Origin of the sequence: Peribacillus sp. FSL E2-0159 (assembly GCF_038643155.1) — a bacterium.
In the GTDB taxonomy this organism is placed as follows: Bacteria; Bacillota; Bacilli; order Bacillales; family DSM-1321; genus Peribacillus; species Peribacillus simplex.
Genome location: NZ_CP152053.1, coordinates 903,266 through 925,360, shown reverse-complemented (window position 1 = coordinate 925,360; position 22,095 = coordinate 903,266). Strand labels below are relative to the sequence as shown.

Genomic DNA, 22,095 nt, shown 5'->3' with positions numbered 1-22,095 from the left:
TGATAGATATGGAAATGGGCCTGAATATTTAGTTAAAAGTATTTCCAGGGAGAATACCTCTTCGTCGTAATTGAAATCCCAGCTTGGATAGGTCTTGCCGATATAAATTAACCACTACTTTAAAGATATCTTTAATGGTATTTTTGAATATTAATATTTCTAAGCCTAATAAACTTTATCGTAGTAATTGCAGCTATCCTTAGAACTGCATCCCTTAAAAATTGTATATATAAACACCCAGAACGACCCTCCTGCTCTCTCCTTTACTTCACATTTCCATCAATGTGACCAATTTTATAAAATAAAAGATATTTTACTATATCAACAGAATAGGAATTACATAACAAAAAAAAGGCGCCCCTAATGGGAGCCTGAATTTTAGTGAAGGTAAGCTATTGTATGTGAACGGTAACCATTCCGCATCCCTTTGTGCCGCGATAGTTGAGAAATGGGATATTCCACCCAGTAACTTAAGAAATATCTTTTCTATTGTACGGAATTTAAAACAGGCTAGCTTAAAGTCCGTTATTTCACTGCCTTTTTAATAGCTTTCACTTCATACAATGATCCTTCCGAACTGACGATATATTCAGGCTTTGGTTTCCCTAGGTTTGCTTTATGGCCTGCGATATGGGCTTCACTTTTTTCCCACTGCTTCCAATGCGCCTCCGACTCCCAATTGATCATAACGATGACCTCTTCATCCCCGCGTCGCACTTTTTTCACCATCACACTTAAATCGATGAAACCTTCCTGCTTTTCAATGATCCCTTCCCCACTGAACCGTTTTACTACTTGTTCTGCATTACCTTCTTTTACCACCGTTTTTCTCATCTGAACGAACAATATGAACAACTCCAATCGATATACTAACTTACTAATGAAACATTTTAGTCGATAACGATTATCATTGTCAATTATTGAGGTTTTTACTTAAGGACACTACTTAAAAATCTAAATTCCTAAAACAAAAATGAATCAGGAAGTTATGTAGATCTTCCTGATCCATTTTTTATTGTCATTCACCTTTTATCTTTAAGACTTTTGGGAACATAGTCATTCAGTTTGTTAAATAAAGAAGTAATGTAGGAGCTGAGTTCGAATCGATCCTCCTGAACAAATTCAACTAACGACACTCCATTCTTTTTCATAACTTTTCCCCCTTTTAGTTTTTATCCTGGTGCATAAGCTTTTCAGCCACTAATACCTGTTAGCCCAGCCATTAGCTTACTTACATATCTTCTCTCCATCATTTTCTTTATTTGATTATACAAGAAAGCGCTTACAATGTAAAATATTATAATACTAAAAATTGCTATTTACTTAGAATGTTCCAGATAAATATAGTTTTATCTTCATCATATTTATATTATCAAGCTTGCTGGCTTTTAGGTGTACTTCCTATACTTGTCTTGTTCACAGTGTTTAAAATTTCATGAAATGCCCTTCAATATTTCAGTTAAACGTAGGAACTCTTCCTTATCACGATTCTTTAATGAGTCATCGATTTCTTTTTCAATTTGTGCTTTCCGGTAATCACTAAGGGCCTTTTTTAAAACCATTTCAGCCATCTCTTCAGGTTCAAGCGATGTTCCTGGCAATTGCTTCTCCATACGAAACCAACTCCTTAACCTTTTTTCTATTATACTAAATAACTTGGAGATTATTATTATTTATTAAAATCTTATCCTTTCCTCTTTTTCATTTCCTTATCCACATGATTTCCACTTTGCCACTCTTCTATACATAAAAAATACTGAATGTTTTGAATTTAATTCTCCTCATTAGTTAAAACTTTTTCATTTTATCCGGGAAGATTAAATCATTATTTCCATTACTTTAGAATGAATTATATTCCAATACAGGTGATGAGAGCTATGTTATTCGCTTTATTTTTTTCAGAAAAATCAGAAATATATTGACCGGTATGGATAAGCCCTCTAAAATAATCTAAATAATCCAGTTTTTTACTTATATTCCTTAAGCATCATTTTTGTTCATTTCAGCTTTATTTATTGCTGTAAACAATTTTGATGAAATACTACGCATTAAAGGAGCATTTCCATGAAAAAAAGTCGCGTTCTTTTCGCTAGTTTAGCTGGTTCCGTTATTGAGTGGTATGATTTCTATTTATACGGGACGGCAACAGGCCTAGTTTTTACAACTCTATTCTTTCCCAATCATGATCCTGCGATTTCACTTCTTCTCGCCTTTGTCACTTTCGGGGCTGGTTACGCAGCCCGTCCAATCGGAAGTATCCTATTCGGTCATATGGGTGATCGCATCGGACGAAAGGCAGCACTCATGTTCACCCTTATTGGTATGGGAGGGAGCTCAATGCTTATCGGTGTTCTGCCCACTTATACCCAGGTTGGGTTGGCCGCCCCCATCATCTTGGTGGTGCTGAGGTTAATTCAAGGAATTTCCTTGGGAGGTGAATGGGGCGGAGCCATCCTATTGGCAACGGAATCTGCTCCAAAGGGTGTCCGTGGGTTATATGGATCCATTCCCCAACTAGGGGTCCCCATCGGTTTGGTTGCCGGTTCGTTCAGCCTAACCCTTATCAGTTCCTTGACAACCGATGCCCAATTTTTATCTTGGGGTTGGCGGATTCCATTCCTCTTAAGCGGTGTACTGATCGGATTGGCAATCTGGGTGAGGAGTGGCATTGAAGAAACGCCGGAATTTCAACAGCAGAAAGATAGCGGTGATCTTGCGAAAGTTCCCATTATTGAAACGTTGAAACACGATTGGAGAAGTGTGCTGCAAGTAATCGGACTAAAAATTGGGGACGGGTTCTTCAATGTATTCATCATGTCCTATGTTCTCGTCTTTACTACACTGTATTTCGGTTATTCCCAAGATTCAGCCCTTACCGGTTTAACGATTGGCTGCGCTACAATGCTAATTACCATTCCTGTCATTGGTTACATTTCTGATTTTATCGATCGAAAAATCATCTATTTTGGGGGCCTGATTCTTCTTTTCGTCTTGGCCATCCCATATTTCACAATGATTGGGCGTGGGGTCGGCTGGTTCTACTTTATGCAGGCAGTTGTGCTCGGCGTCATCTGGGGAGCCATTTTTTCTACACAAGGGACATTATTCTCGGAGCTCTTTCCAGCCAAGGTCCGTTATACTGGATTATCTGTCGGTTATCAGGTCGCGGCAGCCATTGCAGGTTTCGGTCCGCTCATCTGGACTACCATGGCGGAATCATATGGCCCATCCCCTTTGGTATTTGGCGGATTCATGATGGCAGGTCTCGCAATTTCCCTGGCGCTTTGTATATTATCACCGCATTTCAGCAGAAGGATTGTAAAGGATCAAACACACAAACCACATGAGCTGGATTTGAACTGATTCTAAAATCCCTTGCATAAATAAAAACAGAGGGCACGTCCTTTCACTTGGACAAGCGGCCTCTGTTTTTTTTAGAACGCATATACCTCTCTAACCTTCCTTACTTCCTACAATCTCCAAAAGATCAGTCAGCGTCCGGATTTCATAAGTGGGATTTATTCCCAGGTTATTATCCTTTTGATGGGGATTGTACCAGCATGTATCCATTCCATAATTCAAGCCGCCCTGTATATCTGATGTCAAGGAGTCACCCACTATCAACGCTTTCGATTTATCTGTAATCTTTAACTTGGAAAATGCATAATCAAAAATCCCTCTATCAGGCTTCTGAAACCCAGCCTCTTGGGAAACTATCAAAGTTTCAAAGGAATTGCAAAGGGGTGACCCCCCGATTCTTGCTGTCTGCACTGTCGTGAAGCCATTTGTTATAATGGCCAGTCGGCATCCTCCAAGCTTCTCGCAAACCTCTAAAGCCCCGGGCACAAGATGTATTTCCTTCCCCAAATGTTCTAGGTACGCACGGCTGAACGCATCCGCATCAATATCAAGCCCATGCTTCAGGAACAATCGCTTGAACCTTTCCACTCCCAGATTTGTTAAATCAATAAGCCCCTGTTCCAAATCTCTCCATAAGACCTCACTGATTTCTTGATAGCATCCCGCATAATCCTCTGCCCCTCTGGGCAAACCGAACTCTAAGAAAACTTCATGCAGTGCCTTTTTTTCCGATACTCCAAAGTCTAGCAATGTATCATCAACATCAAATAAGATAATCTCGTATTTCATCGCTGCCTCCATGATCATTTTAGTCCAACTTAACACATTTCCTTTAGTTACGTATTAATTATGCAAATTAATGGTTGAAAACTACAAAAAAGGATAGCTTTAAAGGCTATCCTTTTTTGTATGGTTCTTTATAGAAGACGCACCCCAATTCTTTATCGATAATCATAGAAGAAAAGGCGAATAGGACGGTTTCTAATACAACGCTTCCATTGATCAAGAAGTGATTATTCGTTTAACCGGCTCTTCTTCCTGAACCAATTGTTGGTCTTTTCTTGTAAAAGCACTGACAGCCAGCATGACAATAAGGTTAAAGGTAATGGCGACGATCCCTATATCAAGATCCTGTATGAAATGTGGTGCCTTCGGTAATAAAGTGGCCATTGTTGCCTCGGCCAGAGTAAAGTAAGCGACCAACACCACCCCTAAAATCATTCCTGCGGAGGCCCCCGCTTTACTTACCGGATTTCTCTTAAGCAAGCTGAATACTAAAGGAGGGAAAAGCTGCAGGACAAAACTGTAAGCCATGGTCAGTAACGCAATCATCGTATTACCTCCATAGAATGTAAAGATTAAGGAGACCAATGATACGATTGGAACAAATATACGGGTTAGTTTGGCAAGTTGTTCATTCGATGTGTCAGGCTTAACGGCTTTATAAATATTCTTTGATAAAATCGTGGCTGCCGTCAAAATTAACATCGAGCATGGTACAAGGGCTGCAAGCATGCCTGCTGCTCCGACAACGCCAACAATCCAGGGCGGGAAAGCATCTTTCGCGATTTTAAATAAGGCAAGGTCGGTATCTCCGCCTTGTAGATTCGGTATCTGCAAAACCGCCGTAAAACCGATAAACAGAATGAAAACCAGAATGATTTGATACAGAGGTAAAATAGCAGAGTTTTTCCTGAGAGCCGATTCGTTTTGGGAAGATAAACTCGCTCCAAAGCAATGCGGCCACATATATTGGCCCAATGCGATGGTCAGGCAAAGGGAAATATACCAAGAGATGCTAAACCCTTCATCCGGAAGCAATAAGAATCCCGGTTTTGTTGCTTCAAGAGTTTCGAACATTGGTTGTATTCCACCGAAGTAATGTATTGGCAAATAAATGCCCAAAAACACAATTACGACAAGAATGAGGATATCTTTCAATACTGCCGTCCAAGCCGAACCGTGAATACCTGACACATATACAAAAACAGTTACGCAGAGCATTCCGATCCAAACAGCAACCGTTGGGGGAATCAATCCATATGATGCTTCGGAAACGATGATTTGAAAGCCTTTTAATTGTAATACGATATAGGGAATCATTGATAGGACCCCAATAACAGCAACCAGAAGTCCCAATGGCTTACTATTATACTTTTTTGTGAAAAAGTCAGATTGCGTCAGCACATTATGTTTTTTCGCATATCGCCAAATAGGGGGTAAAATCCAGAAAGGAACGATGTAAGTAAGAGCGCAAAATATATAGATAGTGGGACCGCCCATACGGTATGCCGCTCCGCTGGCACCAAGAAACACAAAAGTCGAAAACATCTCTCCTGCCATCAGAACGAACATGATTAAAGAACCGAAGTTCCTCCCCCCGACTGCCCACTGGTCAAGCTTCATTTCGCGCCCCTTTTTTGCGCGGATACCTAAGTAAAAAGCCAAAACAAGAGTCATGGTGATGATTAATATGGAACTGTTCATTTATTCTCCTCCTGTCTATCACAGATCACACTGCTAATATAAAGGCAGATGGATGTCAAAATAAGCCAGGCTGTAGACCAAAAGATTATGAAAGGCAAACCGAATATGTATGGCTCCACACGGTTAATCACAGATAATGAGCCAATCGCGGGTATGACGCTGAGCAGCACAATGATTTTCTTCAAATTGAAGTCCCCCTCTTAGTAAATCTGTTAATGAAACGAATGTGAAAGCGCTTAAAAAAATGGGTTATGCAACTTGTTCCTTAACCACCTTCACAATGGCAGTAGCATCACTACTAACCTGAAAAAAGAAGTAATATTACAAATTTTCAAACTACTATTATCATTTTCTCTCTAATTAAGGTAGCAGGTCTGCTTCCAGGGTAATCACCTTTTCCTTGGCTTACATATAGCATAAGAGACAAAATTATGCTTCATCTGTTATGTCATTTCCTTATGCATAGAATCTATTATAACGGATGACTTCCCCCCTTCCTTTTATTATTTGCAAGAGTTATGCCAATCGCTTTTATTCATAACCATTCACCCTATAACCCTATTAATGCTAGTGATTTAAGAATCCCAATGGCTTTTATTAACCTTACAATTTTGTTTTTTTATATTGATCATCTGTTTCTTGAGTTTTAATCACCTCACCTGAACTGTTTTTAACTCATTAAACAGGTGGCAATGTTGAAAACCAAACATAAGGAAGTCTCCTCCCTGCATTTATAATCATTTTTCACTTGTAGGAATGATTGGCAATAGAATGTGAGAAGGAAATTCCCGGCTATGATAAATCGTTTGTCTGGCCATTTTTGTTTCACTGCTTTCAATCATTGATTTCCCTGTATTCGGGTTAGGGGCATATTGTGGGAAACTGCTTGATGAAATTTCAAGCAAAATTCGATGACCTGGAAGAAAGACATTGCTTGTAGCCCACAAGTTAATTTCGTATTCAATGATTTCCCCATTCAGTTCTTTTTCAGCTCGATGGCCGTTCCGGTATTTTGCGTTGACGATTCCCTCCGTTAAAATAATCGCTGTGCCATCCGGTGATTCATCCACAAGCTTTGCAGTAAAATCAGTGTCCGCTGCTTCAGTTGATGCAAACAACTTCACTTTAACAGGACCTGTTACTTCAAGTGCTTCTTTCAATGGCTCAGAAGTATAAACAAGTACGTCGTTCCGCTTTTCGATTTCGCTCTGATCATATGGCCCCATTGTAAGTGGACAGGAAAAAAGTGTAGCTCCACCCTTTGTCGGTACAGGGTTTTGGGGATCATATATATATGAATCCGTCTTTTCCCCCTCCTGCTCATTTCTGCTTAAGCGCCCATCACCTGTTTTCGTATTCGCTTTTCCCTTACTGTGCAAATAATAACTCGTATATTCAGTCCGTTCAAGCGGCCATTCCATTTCATCACGCCATTCATTAATCCCCATTACAAATATTTTCACGGGCGGTTCCTTCTCAATACCATTATCGATGCCTTTCAGCCAGCGATTAAACCAGCGAATATGAAGGGTGGTAATATCTTCTTCAAGGTTAATCCAATCCCCGGACGCGTGCACTCCAAAAGAGCGTTCACCCTGGACCGAGGAAAAAAGGCCATGACTCCATGGTCCAACAATTAGTTTTTGAGTATTGCTTAGTTGGCCATTCACTTTGTTCATTTCCACGTAATTTTCCAGAGTGGGGCCGATAAAACAATCATACCAACCGCCCAAATGAAAAGCAGGCAGCTGTATCCTATCAAATTTCTCAGTAATACTTGAATTCTGCCAATAAGTTTCGTCTTCGATTGGGTGATTCAAATGTTCAAAGAAAAAGTTACCATCGTCTAGAACCTTTAATGGCGGCCAATCATTAATAGGTGCATATGCATACAACTCCTCAATATTGTTGAGAGCGTCAGCAAGCTTTCGAAAAGCAGAAGTCATTTCCTTATTTTTTTCATATTTCCGCTTCAGCAAATCAGGCACAATCGATTCCAATGTCCACGTTTCAAAAAGGCCGAGAGCAAAAGCCCCATTACGGTAAACCGTTCCATTTCTTTGGTCATTCAGCGTCATTGCTGGAAAAATGGCGATTAAGTGTGGAGGTTTTTTTTCTGCTGCAAGCAGCTGCGTGTATCCATAGTAGGATAGGCCAAACATGCCCACTTTCCCCGTGGAATACGAGAGTGAAGCCGCCCATTCCACTGTGTCGTATCCATCATCAGCTTCCTGGCTGAATGGCTGGAATTTCCCTTCTGACTGAAAGCGTCCTCTCACATCCTGAATGATGACAACGAATCCATTTTCAACAAGACGATTGGTGTCCAAATAACGATGGGAGTAATGCGGTAGGTCCTTACTGTACGGAAGCCTGGTCAATAACACCGGAAAATGCCCAGTCAAATTAGGTCTGTATACATCCGCATAAAGTACGGTGCCGTCCCTCATCGTGCATGGCACATTTTTTTCGACGACTATTTCAACTTTTTTCATCATGTCCGCTCCTCTTAGCTATACCATTGATTAGAGTTACTATTGACTGTGTATTAATGATCCCCTTCCCCGTTCCGTTTTCCTTGCTCGTAAAAACAAAGAGACCAAGTGCTTTTCTTTCCAAGCCTTGGCCTCTTCTTTTTGTATAAACGATTGGCTTAACACTTGGATGCATCATTATATTCAGATGACCATTCAATCATATTGAACGATCCTTTATCAATTCACGTCAGACCTTGGATAAAATGATTGACTCGATGATATCCGTTACCCGGTCCCCCACTTCGGAAGTGGATGCCGTGCCATTCATGTCGGGCGTGAGCACCCGGGCTTCCAGCAATAGTTGCTCAATCGCATCAAGAACAATCTTACCATGTGATTCATAGCCAAAAAAGTCGAGCATTTGGCTTGCTGACCAAATGGAGGCAAGCGGATTTCCGATACATTTGCCGGCAATGTCCGGAGCTGAGCCGTGAATGGGTTCGAACATCGATGGAAATTTCCTTTCAGGATTAATATTGGCACCGGCAGCAAGGCCGATTCCTCCAGCAAGCGCAGCCCCTAAGTCTGTTAAAATATCACCGAACAAGTTCGAAGTGACAACGACCTCAAAGCGCTTCGGGTCTTTGATCATCAGCATTGCCGCTGCGTCGACAAGATATGAAGCCGTTTCGACTTCGGGATATTCCCTGCTGACCTCTTCGAATACTTGATCCCAGAAAACCATCGAATAATTCAGGGCGTTGGCTTTAGAAATGCTTGTGAGCGATCTGCCTTCTTTTTTCGCGGTTTCAAAAGCATAACGGATGATCCTTTCCGTCCCTTTACGGGAAAATACACCGTTTTGCAGAACAACTTCATGTTCCTGCCCTTTAAACAGCCAATCTCCTGCGCCTGAATATTCACCTTCACTGTTTTCGCGGATGAACAGCATATCAATATCTTCACGTTTTACATCAACGAGAGGCAAGTGAGCCCCTTTTAATAATGTCACGGGCCGGATATTGACATACTGATCAAAACTTTTACGGATTTTCAATAATAGCTCCCATAGTGAAATATGGTCTGGAACGCCCGGAAACCCGACAGCTCCCAAATAAATCGCGTCAAACGCTTTCAGCTTTTCGATCCCATCATCATCCATCATTCTACCATTTTCGGCATAAAATTCGCAGCCCCATGGGAAGTATGTGAAATCCAATTGAAAACCTGAATCCAGTTCAGCCACTTTTTTTAATACTTTTATGCCTTCATTAATCACTTCAGGGCCAATGCCATCTCCTGCGATGACCGCAATTTTGAATTGTTTCATAAATGATCTCCTCGATTTTCAGTCTTGGTTCCACACGACCAATTTCATTTCGGTCATTTCTTCTACAGCGTATTTAATGCCTTCACGACCAGTCCCGCTTTCTTTGACTCCGCCGTATGGCATTTGATCGACTCGATAGGTCGGCACATCATTGATGATCACACCGCCTACATGCAATTCCCGTGATGCGTACAATGCGTTTTTCACATTGTTTGTGTATATCCCGGCCTGCAAGCCAAAGCGGGAATCATTCACTTGATCAATCGCTTCCTTCACTGAACCCACTTTATTTACAATGACAACCGGAGCAAATGCTTCCTGACATGAAACTTTTAGCGTATGATCCGCATCTGTAATGATTGTCGGTTCAAGAATGTCACCTTGCAATTTCCCCCCTGCAGCGATCTTTGCCCTACTGCCTTTAGTTTCCTCAATCCAGCCCAATACACGTGCCGCTTCCCCTTTGGAGATTAAGGCGGAAATATACGTATCCGGATCCAATGGATCGCCAATTCTAAGTTTTTTGGCCGCTGCAGTGAATTTTTCGACAAACTCTTCATACACTTCTTCATGTGCATATACACGTTGCAATGAAATACAGACTTGCCCCTGATTGGAGAAGGCACCCATGATGCAACGATCGATAATTTGATCGATATCTATATCTTTATCAATGATTAAAGCCGAGTTCGAGCCAAGTTCAAGGGTGGTCTTTTTCAGACCCGCTTTGTTGCGGATGCCGATTCCTACGCTTGGGCTGCCTGTGAATGTGATCATGCTTACCCGATCGCTTTCTACAATCGCTTCTCCAACCGTGCTACCCGGACCCGTCACTACATTTAGTACGCCAGCCGGCAGACCCGCCTTTTCAAAAATTTCTGCGATGAAAAGTGCAGAAAGCGGAGTTTGCGAAGCTGGCTTCAACACAATAGTGTTCCCTGCAGCTATTGCCGGTCCGACTTTATGCGCCACTAAGTTCATTGGGAAGTTAAACGGGGTGATGGCACCAATGACCCCGTTCGGCTCTCTTAACGTGTAACCAATTCGGCCAACCCCGCCTATGGCTGCATCAAAAGGAATCGTTTCACCGTGAATCCTTTTAGCTTCTTCAGCCGAGAACTTATACGTTTCGATGGTTCTTCCAACTTCCGCTTTTGCGAACATGATCGGTTTGGCAGATTCACGAGATATGATTTCTGCCGCTTCTTCCGCATTTTCCATTAATAACGCGACGGCCTTCTCCAATATATCCGCCCTTTGATAAGCTGGCATTTTTGCCATGACTTCGCGTGCATTGTAGGCAGCTGCAATCGCCTTTTCGGTCAGCTCTTTATCCGCCATGGCAATTTGGGCGATTTCTTCCCCGGAATATGGGGAAAATAGTGGGGCATAGTTTAACGTTTCGACTTTTTCACCATTGATCATCAGATATTGCTTCATTGATTTCAATTGATTCGCTAATTTACTCATTTAGGGCCTCCAATACCATTTCATGAAATTGAACAATTGCTTTTTCCGAAGAGGAATATCTACCTTTGTTAAAGGCACGGGAGCGGAAACCTATTTGTTCCAGCTCTACAAGTTCCACATCTTCCTGACGGACTTGTTCGGCAAACGTAACAAGATCTTTCTCTTCCTGAGTCAAATTCTCATCGCGGAAATAATATGTGTAAACAGCCAAAGTCGTTTCGTGATCAATCGGAACCATTTGAATGGTTGCCATATTTCCGGGACCTGGATAAATGGTCAACATCAAGTTAGGCCATAGCCAGAAAAAGGATCCACCCTGCATTTCCGCCTGATTTAAATCGACCGTTCCGTAATTTTTATCCGGTTTAACGATCGAACCCTGCAGTGAATAGTTATCGCAAGTAATGATTTGGTAATCATCCATATCCAGTGCTGCAACAAAGCTTGGATGTGCTACATGACAATGGTCACATTCTAAATAGTTATCTATGAACGCTTTCCAGTTTGCTTTAATCACCCTCGTTTTTTGGCTTGTTCTTTTTAACTCACTTAAAAACGGGTATTTACTTAAACGGTCAAAGAAATCGCCGTATGATTCGCTAAGCGGTTTCGCATTATCATCCAAGTTTACAAAAATTAAGGATTCCAATATTTCCATGCGAACGGAACGTAAACAGGCATCTTGTACACAGGCTTCATCTTCTCCTTTAAAATTCGGCGCTTTGTTCAATTTCCCATCCAATTTGAACGTCCAACCATGATAACTGCATTGTAAAATTTTCTTCTTGCCTGATTCACTTTTTTCAAGCTTAGTAGCACGATGCGGACAAACGTTATAAAAAGCGCGGATCACTTCATCCTGGCCGCGGTTCACTATGATCGGCTCGTTGGCTACTTCTGTCGTAAAGAATGATCCAACTTTCTCCAATTGGCTGACATGACCCACAAGCTGCCAAGATTTAGAGAATACTAGATCGATTTCCTTTTCGAGAACTTTCGGATCCGTGTATTTGTCATATGTCAATGTTCTTTCAAATGTACGATTTGTAACATTTTCCACCTTGTTATAAGCCATCATTATTTCCCCCTAAAAAATGATTACAAGCATTTCTGCCATACTAGATATAAAGATTGTTATTTCTTAATTGATCCGACCTTCCGCTTCAACCGGCTGGCACTGGTATATTGGCGAAAGGTTCCTTCGCCAACTTAATTGAATCTGTCGGACAACCATCAAAAGCATCTTCCAAATCCTCCTCCAGATCTTCGGATACTTCAGTTATTCCTGCATTGGCATCCAGGATTGAAAAAGCGATACCTTCATCGTCATAATCGAAAATTTCCGGTGCAGTCGCTCCACATGCCCCGCAAGCGATACATGTCTCTTGATCAACTATTGTGTATATTGCCATGTGGTTTCCCCCCTTTTACATAATTAAACGGACGTTGTGCTTTTCTCTTTTCCCCCCATTGTGCTCGTGCTGTGCAGCGGCTGAACTTTCGCACTTGGGTCGATATGAACTTTTGCATTACTCACTGCTGTTGGCGCTTCACCGAACCCGCTAGCAATGAGCTTCACCTTACCTTCATACGTGCAAATATCTCCTGCTGCGTATATGCCTTTGATATTCGTTTCCATTTTAGAATTGACAACGATGGAATTGTTTTCAATTTCAAGACCCCAATCCTTTATTGGACCTATTGATGATACGAATCCATAATTGACGAGAACGTCATCGACTTCCAATTCAATCGGTTTCCCACTCTTCGAATCCGTCACAATCACTTTTTCTATCTTTTCATTTCCGATCAGTCCGGCTGGGAGATAAGGAGTCAAGATCTCCACCTTGGATTGTTTCAAACGCTCCACACTGTGTTCATGGGCACGAAATTTATCCCTGCGGTGAATGAGTGTCACTTTTTCCGCTATCGGTTCAAGCATTAGCGACCAGTCGACCGCTGAATCACCGCCACCGAACACAACCACTTTTTTATTAGCGAATTGACTCATATTCTGGACGAAATAATGAAGGTTGGCATTTTCAAATCTTTCTTCGCCTTCGATTTTTAGTTTCCTAGGCTGGAATGCCCCGTTTCCAGCAGTGATGATTATCGCTTTCGTATAATGCGTTTCTTTGGATGTCGTAATGGCAAACATCCCGTCCGAAGTACGAACAATGGTCTCTACAGATTGATTAAGACAAATATCCGTTTTGAATTGACCCATTTGTTCCATTAATCGATCGATGAGCTCTTGGGCCTGTATTTTCGGGAAACCTGCAATATCATAAATATATTTTTCAGGGTACAAAGCAGATAGCTGCCCTCCCAATTGAGGGAGACTTTCAATGATTTTCACTGAAGCTTGGCGCATACCCGCATAAAAAGCGGTGAACAATCCAACCGGTCCTCCCCCGATAATTGTGATATCAGAGACTTCATACTTTTCTTCCAAATTCATTCCCCCCTAGATGTCTTCCGTGAGATAAGATAATTCCATTTTCTAGAATTCTGCTATGCTCAGATTTCAATTCATGCATAGCCAATCGTCAATTTCACCAATTGATAGTTTTATATAATGCAATCTGCGTGCCAACCTCGGGAAACACCCTTAATAAACAAAATATTTAGAATTCACTTTGAAAACGCTATCATTTCGAGTTATAATTAACTCGAAATTTATGAAACCTTATTCAGAATTCACTCATTCCCTTTTGAAAAGAGAGGATCAACCTATGAAAAGTACGGATTCAACTGAAAGTGTCGAGATGACGCTCCAAACTCTATTAAAAATTCTTGATCATTCCTCAGATGAGATTTTCGTCCTTGACGGCGAAAAGCGGATTCTATACGTCAACAAGGCATGTGAGCGACATTATGGGTTGAAACCTACTGATGTCATTGGCAAATATAATGTGGACTTATTTGAAAAAGGGTACTGGAAGCCCTCCATCGTGCCTGAAGTGTTTAAAAGGAAAAAGCCTTGCTACATGAAACTACAAACGTATATTGGGACTGAATTGATGACATCAGCGATTCCGATTTTAAATGATGCGGGGGAAATTGAACTGGTCGTCACTACATCCACAGAAACTCAAACGTATAAAAGGTTAAAAGCAAATGAAGCTAGTGGTGAGTCAAAAGTGACTCGTGACGAAGATGAAACGGGGAGATTCATTACTAATAGCGGTAAAATCAACCGCATCCTCACTTTTTGTGAAAAAGTGGCGCCGACCGATTCGACTATTTTGATTCAGGGGGAATCTGGAACCGGAAAAGGAGTGCTTGCCCATTTCATCCACCGGATCAGTAAAAGGAAAAGCAAACCTTTCCTGACAATCAACTGTGCTGCCATTCCGGAAGAGCTGCTCGAATCCGAACTATTCGGCTATTCAAAAGGTGCATTTACGGGTGCGAACAAAACTGGAAAACTCGGATTGATTGAATCCGCAGATGGTGGCACTGTCTTTCTTGATGAAATTGGGGAAATACCGCTCGCTCTGCAGGCAAAGCTTCTCCAAGTAATCCAGGATAAACAATTCATCCCCGTCGGCGGCAATGAAATGAAAAAAGTCGACATCCGCATCATCGCTGCAACAAACCAGAACTTAATAGAAATGGTTAATGATAAAAAATTCCGTGAAGATTTATTTTACCGTTTGAATGTGATTGATATTCAATTGCCTCCATTGCGAGAACGTAAAGAAGACATCATTCCCCTTACATACAATTTTTTAAATAAGTTCAATGATAGATATCATGAAAATAAAGTCATTTCTGAAGAATGCTTGAACCTATTAATTCATTATTCATGGCCAGGCAATGTACGCCAGCTCGAAAACTTGATTGAAAGGTTGGTCTTAATAAGTGACTCCGTTATCCTAATGTCAGACTTGCCTGAAATGATAACCGAGAACGTTGAACAGGTGACACAGATCGATCTCCCCACTTCTCTCGATAAAGCACTTGATGAAACGAAACGAATATTGATCAGGAAATCTTACCAAACATACAAGTCATCAAGAAAAGTCGCGAAGGATCTCTCTATCAGCCAAACGAAAGCCTCAGCATTGATCCGGGAGTACTGTGGGGATTTAATGAATAAATAAGGAAATACAATGTTTGTCTAACCTTAAACAAGTCCATTTGCCCCCAAGCGACATGCTTGTCATTCGTTGCTAGTGATCGATAGTAAATGGTAAACTCTATTTTAAATCAATCACTTAGCTATTAAATTCAGGTATTAACAGTAAATAAGAGACTTCCCCTTTGCGGGAAAGTCTCTTATTTTTAAGAAGATCCTACTATTTTTTCGCCTCTCGGCTTTTTACTATTAGAATCTGGTTCTCTTGTGATGCCAATTTGATTGAATTTATCATTAATGGACAGTTTGTATGTCAATGATCCCGTGCCTTCTTCATCAGGCTTGAAAGTTCCTGCATTTGTCCGTTTTCCATCTTTCAGCAACCATACCTGATACACCTCGGACTTTTGAAGACTCGGCAAATTCTGAATCTGAACGATTAACCTTCTTTCTTCACCTTGCTGCAAAATGTATGCAGCACCGTCCGTATTCATGTTTACAGCGGTCTTATCGGCAGGCTGCAAAGATAGCGATGTTTTAACCTCCATTGGCAGATCGATAGCTGCAAGTTCTTTTTTTAGTTGAATATTGGAATATAACAGCACAAACGCCAAAACTAGAGTGGCCAGCAAGAGACCTGAAGTTACTGGTGTAAACTGCTTAAAGAAAAAACTACTCCAATTCTTTTCCCTTCTCACCGGAACTTCATCATCAGTCTCAAAGACAAAATTCATAACCTCTGATTTCAGGGAAGAAGAAGGTTCCATTTCTTCGAAATCCCATTTCAATGAATTCCAGGCTTCCGTCATTTGTTCATACTCCCTAGTGCATTCAGAGCATTGAATTAAGTGTTCCGCGAATGCTTTTTTTTCTTTTTCTCCCAGTTCACCTGATAAAAATGAAAGCAGGTTAGTGCACTCTTTATTCATTTACAAACCACCTACTTCCAAATGCTTTTTCAATAATTTAAGCGACTGGTGAAGTCTGCTCTTGATGGTACCAACCGGTTCATTTTCAATTTTGGCAATTTCCGTTAACGAGTACCCTTTCCAATACAGTAAATCAATCAGTCTTTTTTGCGGCTTGCTTAACTTACTTTTTGCATTGGCAATTTCACTGTGTAATAGCCCATTTTCTATATCATTATTAGGATCTTCTATGTCAATTGGATGGATCATGTCCATGTGTTTGTTATTCCGGATATGAACGCTGTCTTTACGGACATAATCCACACACACATTTCGTGTAACGGTCAAAAGCCAGCTTACAAAGTGCCCCTTTTCGGGATTGTAACTGCTTTTTGTGGTCCAGAGCTTTAAAAAGACCAACTGCACAATCTCTTTAGTTTTTTCAGCATTTCCATTTGTGAACTTAAAAATAAAACCATAGATTAATTTAATATGCCGGTCATAAAGTTCTTCCAGAGCAGGACGATGCTTTTTCATTACTAATGCCATCAATTCCTTATCAAGTTTTTCTTTCAATCGCACCTGCAACTCCTCACCAGTAAATTTGGAAAAAACGTGTAACAGGAACGACCATCAGTGATCGTCCCCTTTTTCTTATTTTGGAAAAACTGTCTTGTTATTTACAATATACCAAACATTTTTCACACCTTCGCCATTGACATCTCCCGCTGCCTTATCATTCACAAAATAGTAGAGTGGAAATCCTTTGTACGTTACCTGCTCTTCCCCTGTATCTTCCCTTTTAATGGTTCCAAAGTCTTTTTCCTCAAATCCTTTAGGGGCAGCAAAATCCCTTTCCATGAACGGTGGCCATTTTTTGAGACAATCACCCATACAATTGCTTTTTCCTGATTTATCATTCTTGAAAAAGTAAAGTGTCATTCCCTTCGAATCAGCCAGGTATTCGCCTGTTGTTTCACTTTCCAATAATTTTAGGCTTACTGCTTTTTCATCGGCAGTACCACTAACCACTTGGTCACTTTTGGGTGAATCATCAGCTTCATTTCCACATGCCGCCAAAACTAGGACCATCATAAAAACTGAAAATGCCATCCACTTTTTCATATACTCTCACTCCTCATAAATTTTACTTCCATCCCCATTTTTGAAATACTTGATGGGATTCCTCCGTTTTAAGATAATCAATGAATTGTTTTGCCTTTTTCTTATTTTTACTCTTACTTGTTATGCTTACCGGGGTCCCTCTATAGAGCTTGTCTTCCTCAGGGAGTTGAACCAGGTCCGTCACATCAGCCAGACGGTAATGCCAGGATTCATATGTGATCCAGGCATCTAATTTAGAATTTGCTTTCCATAGATCAATAGCTTCTGCACTGGACTTCACTGAAATGTCAATATTCCTGCTAATTCCAGGAATAAGTCCTTTTCTTCCAGCCAAATCTTCCCATAGCCCCAGTTGCCCGGCTCCATTAACATCCACAATCTTTACGCCCTTCTTCGTTAAATCCTCCAATGACTGTATATTCTTTGGGTTCCCTTTTCTAACCAGAATTCCAGCTGACCGTGTATACAATTCTGTACGGTTTTTTTCATCAAGGACCTCCGGATGATCATGCATAAATTCTGTTAGCATATATTCGGACCCTCCGTAAATGATATCCGCATCCCGTTTGGCTTGATCAATCCATTTTTCTTCGGGTCCCGCTGTTACTTCAACTTTTATCCCCGTTTCTTTGGTGAATTGTTCCGCAACTTCCTTGATAGGTCCAAGAGGTCCACCTGGTCCATATACTTTTACGACGTCGTTGACAGCTTGCCCCCGATTCGAACCCATTTCCGGTGAAAATCCTAACAAGACTGCCATCAATGATATCCACCCAACAAAAATGACCTTTTTCAAGTCTTTCTTCTCTCCCTTCTAAAAAGCCTTTGTACTATAGATAACGGGACAAACTTCCAAACGGTTTGAAAAAAATTGTTAATTATTTTTAACTTGCTGCAAAGTACACTGATGATTTCTAGTTTTTTACTTTTTCTCGCAACAAAAAAACCATTCGAAAACGGAATGGTTGCAGACTGTGGACAAACTCCATAATAATTGTGTTTGTCTACTATTTGGCTTTTAAAATTTGACGTTTTGGAACGTAGGGCACTTGCTTTCCGCGGGCGGTCCTCCCTTGGTCACGCCTTTCCCTCAGGAGTCTCGTAGACTTCGTTCCAATCCACTTTGTTTTAATATTAAAATAGAACTCCTTCTACCTGGTTTTATGCATATACTCTTTCAAGTTCCTTAAACCAAGTGGAAGAAAAGGTTAGCTTGATTTGCTTCCCCTTCTCTGTCTATTTCTTTTACTAATCATGGCAATCACCAACAATAACAGAGGAATGATCGTTTGCATCAAAATTCCTTGTATGGGGAAGACGTTGATACTATTACGATTGACTTCCATAGAGCTAGGCATTGACCACAAACTGAATATGACAATCAAAATACCTATCGGCCATACAACATGACGATAATCGGAGAGATTCAGCCACTGCGCTGTACCTAAAGCAGATGCATAATAAAAAACGGAAATTTTCACAAACGCCCCCACTATCCATACCGCCATGACGGCGGACTCCACATGTTCAAAAAAGTCGGCCAAACTGATGTTTCGAGATACACTCAACAAGGGGTAAAGCTTTGTGGATGTTGTTGACCCGAGTACAAAAAGAACTATAAGATTCACCACAATTAACGTCATCATTACGGCAAACACAGTCATCATCCCGGATTTCATCCCTTTTTTCATATCTGCTAAGAAAGGGAGGAGAAAAATGATCAGGAAAAACTCGCTGAACCATCCACCCGGTACAATCGCACCCTTGATCGGAGGCATGATTCCATTCCCCAATATCGGAAATATATTCTTAAATTCAAGATCAGGGATCAGTAAAAGGATTAAGATAAAGATCGGGATAATGAAAACAGGTACAAACAATTCGGCAGCTCTTCCCAACACCTCAATCCCGCCGCGTACGATAAACGCACACAGAAGCACCATCGATGCCATGATCACACTAATTGGGGTACTTACCAGAAAAGAGCCGACAACAAATTCTGCGTAGGCTCTTAGGATTAGCCCCGTGTTCTGGATATAAAAAAACAAGAGTAAAAAACCGAAAATTTTCCCCGGAATCCGACCAATGATCTTTTCACTGAATTGGATGACCGTTTGTTTTGGATAAAGTTGGTGCAGTTTATAAGTGATATACACCGTCAGAAACCCTATGAGCGCAGCAAAAATTGGGGACAGCCATAAATCAGTTTTGGCATATTTCGCTGTGATGCTGGGAACCCCGAGAATAGCTGTTGCCACAATCGTCGGATACATCATGAATGCCATCTGTAAAGCTGAAATTTTACCTTTCTCCATCATCTTCCTCCTTTCTGTGATCGTATGTAAATTTAAAATCACGCAGCCCACTGATAAATTTACTTTTTCATAAACTCTTCAAACGTCTAAAAAAAGAGATGCAATCCCTTCAGTTGGTTTCGGTTCCTTTACGATTTCTTTTCCTTACAACAGCAATCACCAACAATAACAGAGGTATAATCGTTTGCATCAAAATTCCATGAAATGGGAAGGCGATGATGTCATATCGACTGACATCCATAGAGCTAGGATATGACCAAAAGCCGAATTCTACAATCAAAATTCCTATCGGCCATATCACAGGACGATAGTCGGAGAGATTTAGCCACTGTGCGGTACCCAAAGCAGCCGCATAATAAAACACAGAAATTTTAACAAACGCTCCTACTATCCATACGGCCATGATGGCGGACTCCAAATGTTCAAAAAAGTCGGCCAAACTGATGTACCGGGATACATTCATCATGGGATAATTCTTTGTGGCTGTTGTTGACCCGAGTACAAAAAGAACCAGAAGATTCACCACAATTAACGTCATCATCACGGCAAAAACAGACATCATCCCGGATTTCATCCCTTTTTTCATATCGGTTAAATAAGGGAGGAGAAAAATCATCAGAAAAAACTCGCTGAACCATCCGCCCGGTACAATCGAACCCTTGATTGGAGGCATAATTCCATTCCCCAATATCGGGAATATATTCTTAAATTCAAGATCTGGGCCCAGTAGGACGATTAAAAGGAGGAGTGGAAAGATAAAAACAGGAACCAACAATTGGGCAGCTCTCCCCAACACCTCTATTCCTCCGCGTACGATAAAGGCACAGAGGAGTACCATCGATGTCATGATCACGCTAAGCGGGGTTTTGACCAGAAAAGAGTCGACAATAAATTCTCCGTAACTTCTTAGGATTTGCCCTGTGATCGGGATATAAAAAAACAAGAATAAAAAACCGAGAATTTTCCCCGGAATCCGACCGATGATCTGTTCACTGAATTGGATAACTGTTTGTTTCGGATAAAGTTTGTGCAGTTTATAAGTGATATACACCGTCGCAAACCCGATGAGCGACGCCAAAATGGGGGAAAGCCATAAGTCAGATTTGGCATATTTCGCTGTGATGCTTGGAACACCGAGAACAGCCGTTGCCACAATCGTCGGATACATCATGAATGCCATCTGTAAAGCTGAAATTTTACCTTTCTCCATCATCTTCCTCCTTTCTGTAAAATCACGCAGCTCACTGATAGACTTACTTTTTCATAAACTCTTCAAACGGCTAAAAAGAGATGCAATCCATTCAGTTGGTGCTGCCCTCTGCGCGAGTACGAACATAGATAGCACCTTTTGATAGGATATTCAGCATTAAAAAATGCCCAGTCAGCTGGTTTCGGTTCCTTTACGATTTCTTTTCCTTACAACAGCAATCACCAACAATAACAGAGGAATAATCGTTTGCATCAAAATTCCTTGTAGTGGGAAGACGTTGATATCATTACGACTGACATCCACAGAGCTTGGCAACGACCACAAACTGAATATGACAATCAAAATCCCTATCGGCCATACAATAGGTCGGTAGTCGGAGAGATTCAGCCACTGCGCTGTACCTAAAGCAGATGCATAATAAAAAACGGAAATTTTCACAAACGCCCCCACTATCCATACCGCCATGGCGGCGGATTCTACATGTTCAAAAAAGTCGGCCAAACTGATGTATCGAGATACACTCATCAAGGGGTAAAGCTTTGTGGATGTTGTTGACCCAAGTACAAAAAGAACCGTAAGATTCACCACAATTAACGTCATCATCACGACAGACACAGACATCATACCGGATTTCATCCCTTTTTTCATATTTGTCAAAAAAGGAAGAAGAAAAATGATCAGGAAATACTCGCTGAACCATCCCCCCGGTACAATCGCACCCTTAATTGGAGGCATCATTCCATCCGCCAATACCGGGAATATATTCTTGAATTCAAGATCAGGACTCACCAAAATGATTAAGATAAAGATTGGAAAAATGAAAACAGGTACAAACAATTCAGCAGCTCGCCCCAAAACTTCTATTCCCCCGCGTACGATGAACGCACACAGAAGCACCATCGATGCCATGATCACACTAATTGGGGTACGTACCAGAAAAGAGCCGACAACAAATTCTCCGTAGCCTCTAACGATTAGCCCCGTATTCTGGATATAAAAAAACAAGAGTAAAAAACCGAAGATTTTCCCCGGAATCCGACCAATGATCTTTTCAGTGAATTGGATCACCGTTTGTTTTGGATAAAGTTGGTGCAGTTTATAAGCGATATACACCGTCAGATACCCTATGAGCGCAGAAAAAATGGGGGACAGCCATAAATCAGTTTTGGCATATTTCGCTGTGATGCTGGGAACCCCGATAATAGCCGTTGCCACAATCGTCGGATACATCATGAATGCCATCTGAAGAGATGAAATTTTCCCTTTCTCCATCTGCTTCCTCCTTTCTTTGATAGTATGAATTTAATCCCGCAGCACCCACTAATAGAC

The 22,095-nt window shown here is 41.1% G+C and carries 22 protein-coding genes; 2 read left to right on the top strand and 20 right to left on the bottom strand.

From position 1 onward, the window contains the following. Nucleotides 1-525: 525 nt before the first annotated feature. The 3 genes from NYE63_RS04675 to NYE63_RS04665 all read right to left on the bottom strand — a co-directional run bounded on the left by NYE63_RS04675 (nucleotide 526) and on the right by NYE63_RS04665 (nucleotide 1,613). Entirely contained in the window at nucleotides 526-846 is a 321-nt protein-coding gene (locus NYE63_RS04675; protein ID WP_342604252.1) for an antibiotic biosynthesis monooxygenase, read from the bottom strand. A 176-nt stretch (nucleotides 847-1,022) separates the two neighbouring features. Beyond that, a complete protein-coding gene (locus NYE63_RS04670; RefSeq protein WP_260359184.1) occupies nucleotides 1,023-1,151 on the bottom strand; it encodes a hypothetical protein in 129 nt (42 codons plus the stop codon). A gap of 282 nt (nucleotides 1,152-1,433) precedes the next feature. Next, nucleotides 1,434-1,613 (bottom strand): IDEAL domain-containing protein, encoded by a 180-nt coding sequence (locus tag NYE63_RS04665; RefSeq protein WP_063235405.1) that lies wholly within the window; start codon nucleotides 1,611-1,613, stop codon nucleotides 1,434-1,436. Nucleotides 1,614-2,064: 451 nt separating this feature from the next. Between NYE63_RS04665 and NYE63_RS04660 the strand changes: the two genes are divergently transcribed. Then, nucleotides 2,065-3,363, top strand: a complete 1,299-nt coding sequence (locus NYE63_RS04660) for an MFS transporter (RefSeq protein WP_342604251.1) — start codon at nucleotides 2,065-2,067, stop codon at nucleotides 3,361-3,363. A gap of 90 nt (nucleotides 3,364-3,453) precedes the next feature. Here the strand turns inward: NYE63_RS04660 and NYE63_RS04655 are convergent, their stop codons facing one another. The 10 genes from NYE63_RS04655 to NYE63_RS04610 all read right to left on the bottom strand — a co-directional run bounded on the left by NYE63_RS04655 (nucleotide 3,454) and on the right by NYE63_RS04610 (nucleotide 13,579). Next, on the bottom strand, nucleotides 3,454-4,149 hold the full coding sequence (locus tag NYE63_RS04655) for a YjjG family noncanonical pyrimidine nucleotidase (protein WP_342604250.1): 696 nt from the start codon (nucleotides 4,147-4,149) through the stop codon (nucleotides 3,454-3,456). Between the two features lie 213 nt (nucleotides 4,150-4,362). Continuing rightward, nucleotides 4,363-5,847 (bottom strand): sodium:solute symporter, encoded by a 1,485-nt coding sequence (locus NYE63_RS04650; RefSeq protein WP_283900915.1) that lies wholly within the window; start codon nucleotides 5,845-5,847, stop codon nucleotides 4,363-4,365. Then, complete coding sequence (locus NYE63_RS04645) at nucleotides 5,844-6,017, bottom strand: DUF3311 domain-containing protein (protein ID WP_342605679.1); 174 nt, start codon at nucleotides 6,015-6,017, stop codon at nucleotides 5,844-5,846. The genes NYE63_RS04650 and NYE63_RS04645 overlap by 4 nt, the downstream gene beginning before the upstream one ends. A 567-nt stretch (nucleotides 6,018-6,584) precedes the next feature. Then, nucleotides 6,585-8,342 (bottom strand): CocE/NonD family hydrolase, encoded by a 1,758-nt coding sequence (locus tag NYE63_RS04640; RefSeq protein WP_342604249.1) that lies wholly within the window; start codon nucleotides 8,340-8,342, stop codon nucleotides 6,585-6,587. Continuing rightward, a complete protein-coding gene (locus tag NYE63_RS04635) occupies nucleotides 8,329-8,466 on the bottom strand; it encodes a hypothetical protein (protein WP_342604248.1) in 138 nt (45 codons plus the stop codon). The genes NYE63_RS04640 and NYE63_RS04635 overlap by 14 nt, the downstream gene beginning before the upstream one ends. Nucleotides 8,467-8,571: 105 nt before the next feature. Continuing rightward, complete coding sequence (locus NYE63_RS04630; RefSeq protein WP_342604247.1) at nucleotides 8,572-9,654, bottom strand: tartrate dehydrogenase; 1,083 nt, start codon at nucleotides 9,652-9,654, stop codon at nucleotides 8,572-8,574. 18 nt (nucleotides 9,655-9,672) lie between these two features. After that, nucleotides 9,673-11,124: an aldehyde dehydrogenase family protein gene (locus tag NYE63_RS04625; protein ID WP_342604246.1), complete on the bottom strand. Its 1,452-nt coding sequence runs from the start codon at nucleotides 11,122-11,124 to the stop codon at nucleotides 9,673-9,675. Further along, nucleotides 11,117-12,199, bottom strand: a complete 1,083-nt coding sequence (locus tag NYE63_RS04620; RefSeq protein WP_063235396.1) for a ring-hydroxylating oxygenase subunit alpha — start codon at nucleotides 12,197-12,199, stop codon at nucleotides 11,117-11,119. Before NYE63_RS04620 ends, NYE63_RS04625 begins: the two co-directional genes overlap by 8 nt. 88 nt (nucleotides 12,200-12,287) lie before the next feature. Then, nucleotides 12,288-12,536 carry a ferredoxin gene (locus NYE63_RS04615; RefSeq protein ID WP_342604245.1) on the bottom strand — a complete coding sequence of 83 codons (249 nt, stop codon included), beginning with the start codon at nucleotides 12,534-12,536 and terminating at the stop codon, nucleotides 12,288-12,290. Nucleotides 12,537-12,559: 23 nt separating this feature from the next. Beyond that, nucleotides 12,560-13,579, bottom strand: coding sequence for an NAD(P)/FAD-dependent oxidoreductase (locus NYE63_RS04610; protein ID WP_342604244.1), 1,020 nt, complete (start codon nucleotides 13,577-13,579; stop codon nucleotides 12,560-12,562). 280 nt (nucleotides 13,580-13,859) lie between these two features. Between NYE63_RS04610 and NYE63_RS04605 the strand changes: the two genes are divergently transcribed. Beyond that, nucleotides 13,860-15,233, top strand: coding sequence for a sigma 54-interacting transcriptional regulator (locus NYE63_RS04605; RefSeq protein WP_342604243.1), 1,374 nt, complete (start codon nucleotides 13,860-13,862; stop codon nucleotides 15,231-15,233). Between the two features lie 181 nt (nucleotides 15,234-15,414). On the opposite strand, the gene NYE63_RS04600 is transcribed toward NYE63_RS04605, so the two are convergent. From NYE63_RS04600 to NYE63_RS04570, 7 genes are all read right to left on the bottom strand, one after another. Then, nucleotides 15,415-16,137 carry an anti-sigma factor gene (locus NYE63_RS04600; protein WP_342604242.1) on the bottom strand — a complete coding sequence of 241 codons (723 nt, stop codon included), beginning with the start codon at nucleotides 16,135-16,137 and terminating at the stop codon, nucleotides 15,415-15,417. Beyond that, nucleotides 16,138-16,692: a sigma-70 family RNA polymerase sigma factor gene (locus NYE63_RS04595; protein WP_342604241.1), complete on the bottom strand. Its 555-nt coding sequence runs from the start codon at nucleotides 16,690-16,692 to the stop codon at nucleotides 16,138-16,140. It lies immediately after the preceding gene. A 78-nt stretch (nucleotides 16,693-16,770) separates the two neighbouring features. Next, a complete protein-coding gene (locus NYE63_RS04590; RefSeq protein WP_342604240.1) occupies nucleotides 16,771-17,241 on the bottom strand; it encodes a hypothetical protein in 471 nt (156 codons plus the stop codon). Between the two features lie 22 nt (nucleotides 17,242-17,263). Then, nucleotides 17,264-18,037: an extracellular solute-binding protein gene (locus tag NYE63_RS04585; RefSeq protein WP_342604239.1), complete on the bottom strand. Its 774-nt coding sequence runs from the start codon at nucleotides 18,035-18,037 to the stop codon at nucleotides 17,264-17,266. Nucleotides 18,038-18,449: 412 nt separating this feature from the next. Beyond that, nucleotides 18,450-19,556: an endospore germination permease gene (locus tag NYE63_RS04580; protein ID WP_342604238.1), complete on the bottom strand. Its 1,107-nt coding sequence runs from the start codon at nucleotides 19,554-19,556 to the stop codon at nucleotides 18,450-18,452. A gap of 109 nt (nucleotides 19,557-19,665) precedes the next feature. Further along, the gene (locus NYE63_RS04575) at nucleotides 19,666-20,766 is read right to left on the bottom strand and encodes an endospore germination permease (protein ID WP_342604237.1); all 1,101 of its coding nucleotides are present in this window, start codon (nucleotides 20,764-20,766) and stop codon (nucleotides 19,666-19,668) included. A gap of 171 nt (nucleotides 20,767-20,937) precedes the next feature. Beyond that, the gene (locus tag NYE63_RS04570) at nucleotides 20,938-22,038 is read right to left on the bottom strand and encodes an endospore germination permease (RefSeq protein WP_342604236.1); all 1,101 of its coding nucleotides are present in this window, start codon (nucleotides 22,036-22,038) and stop codon (nucleotides 20,938-20,940) included. Between the last annotated feature and the right edge of the window lie 57 nt (nucleotides 22,039-22,095).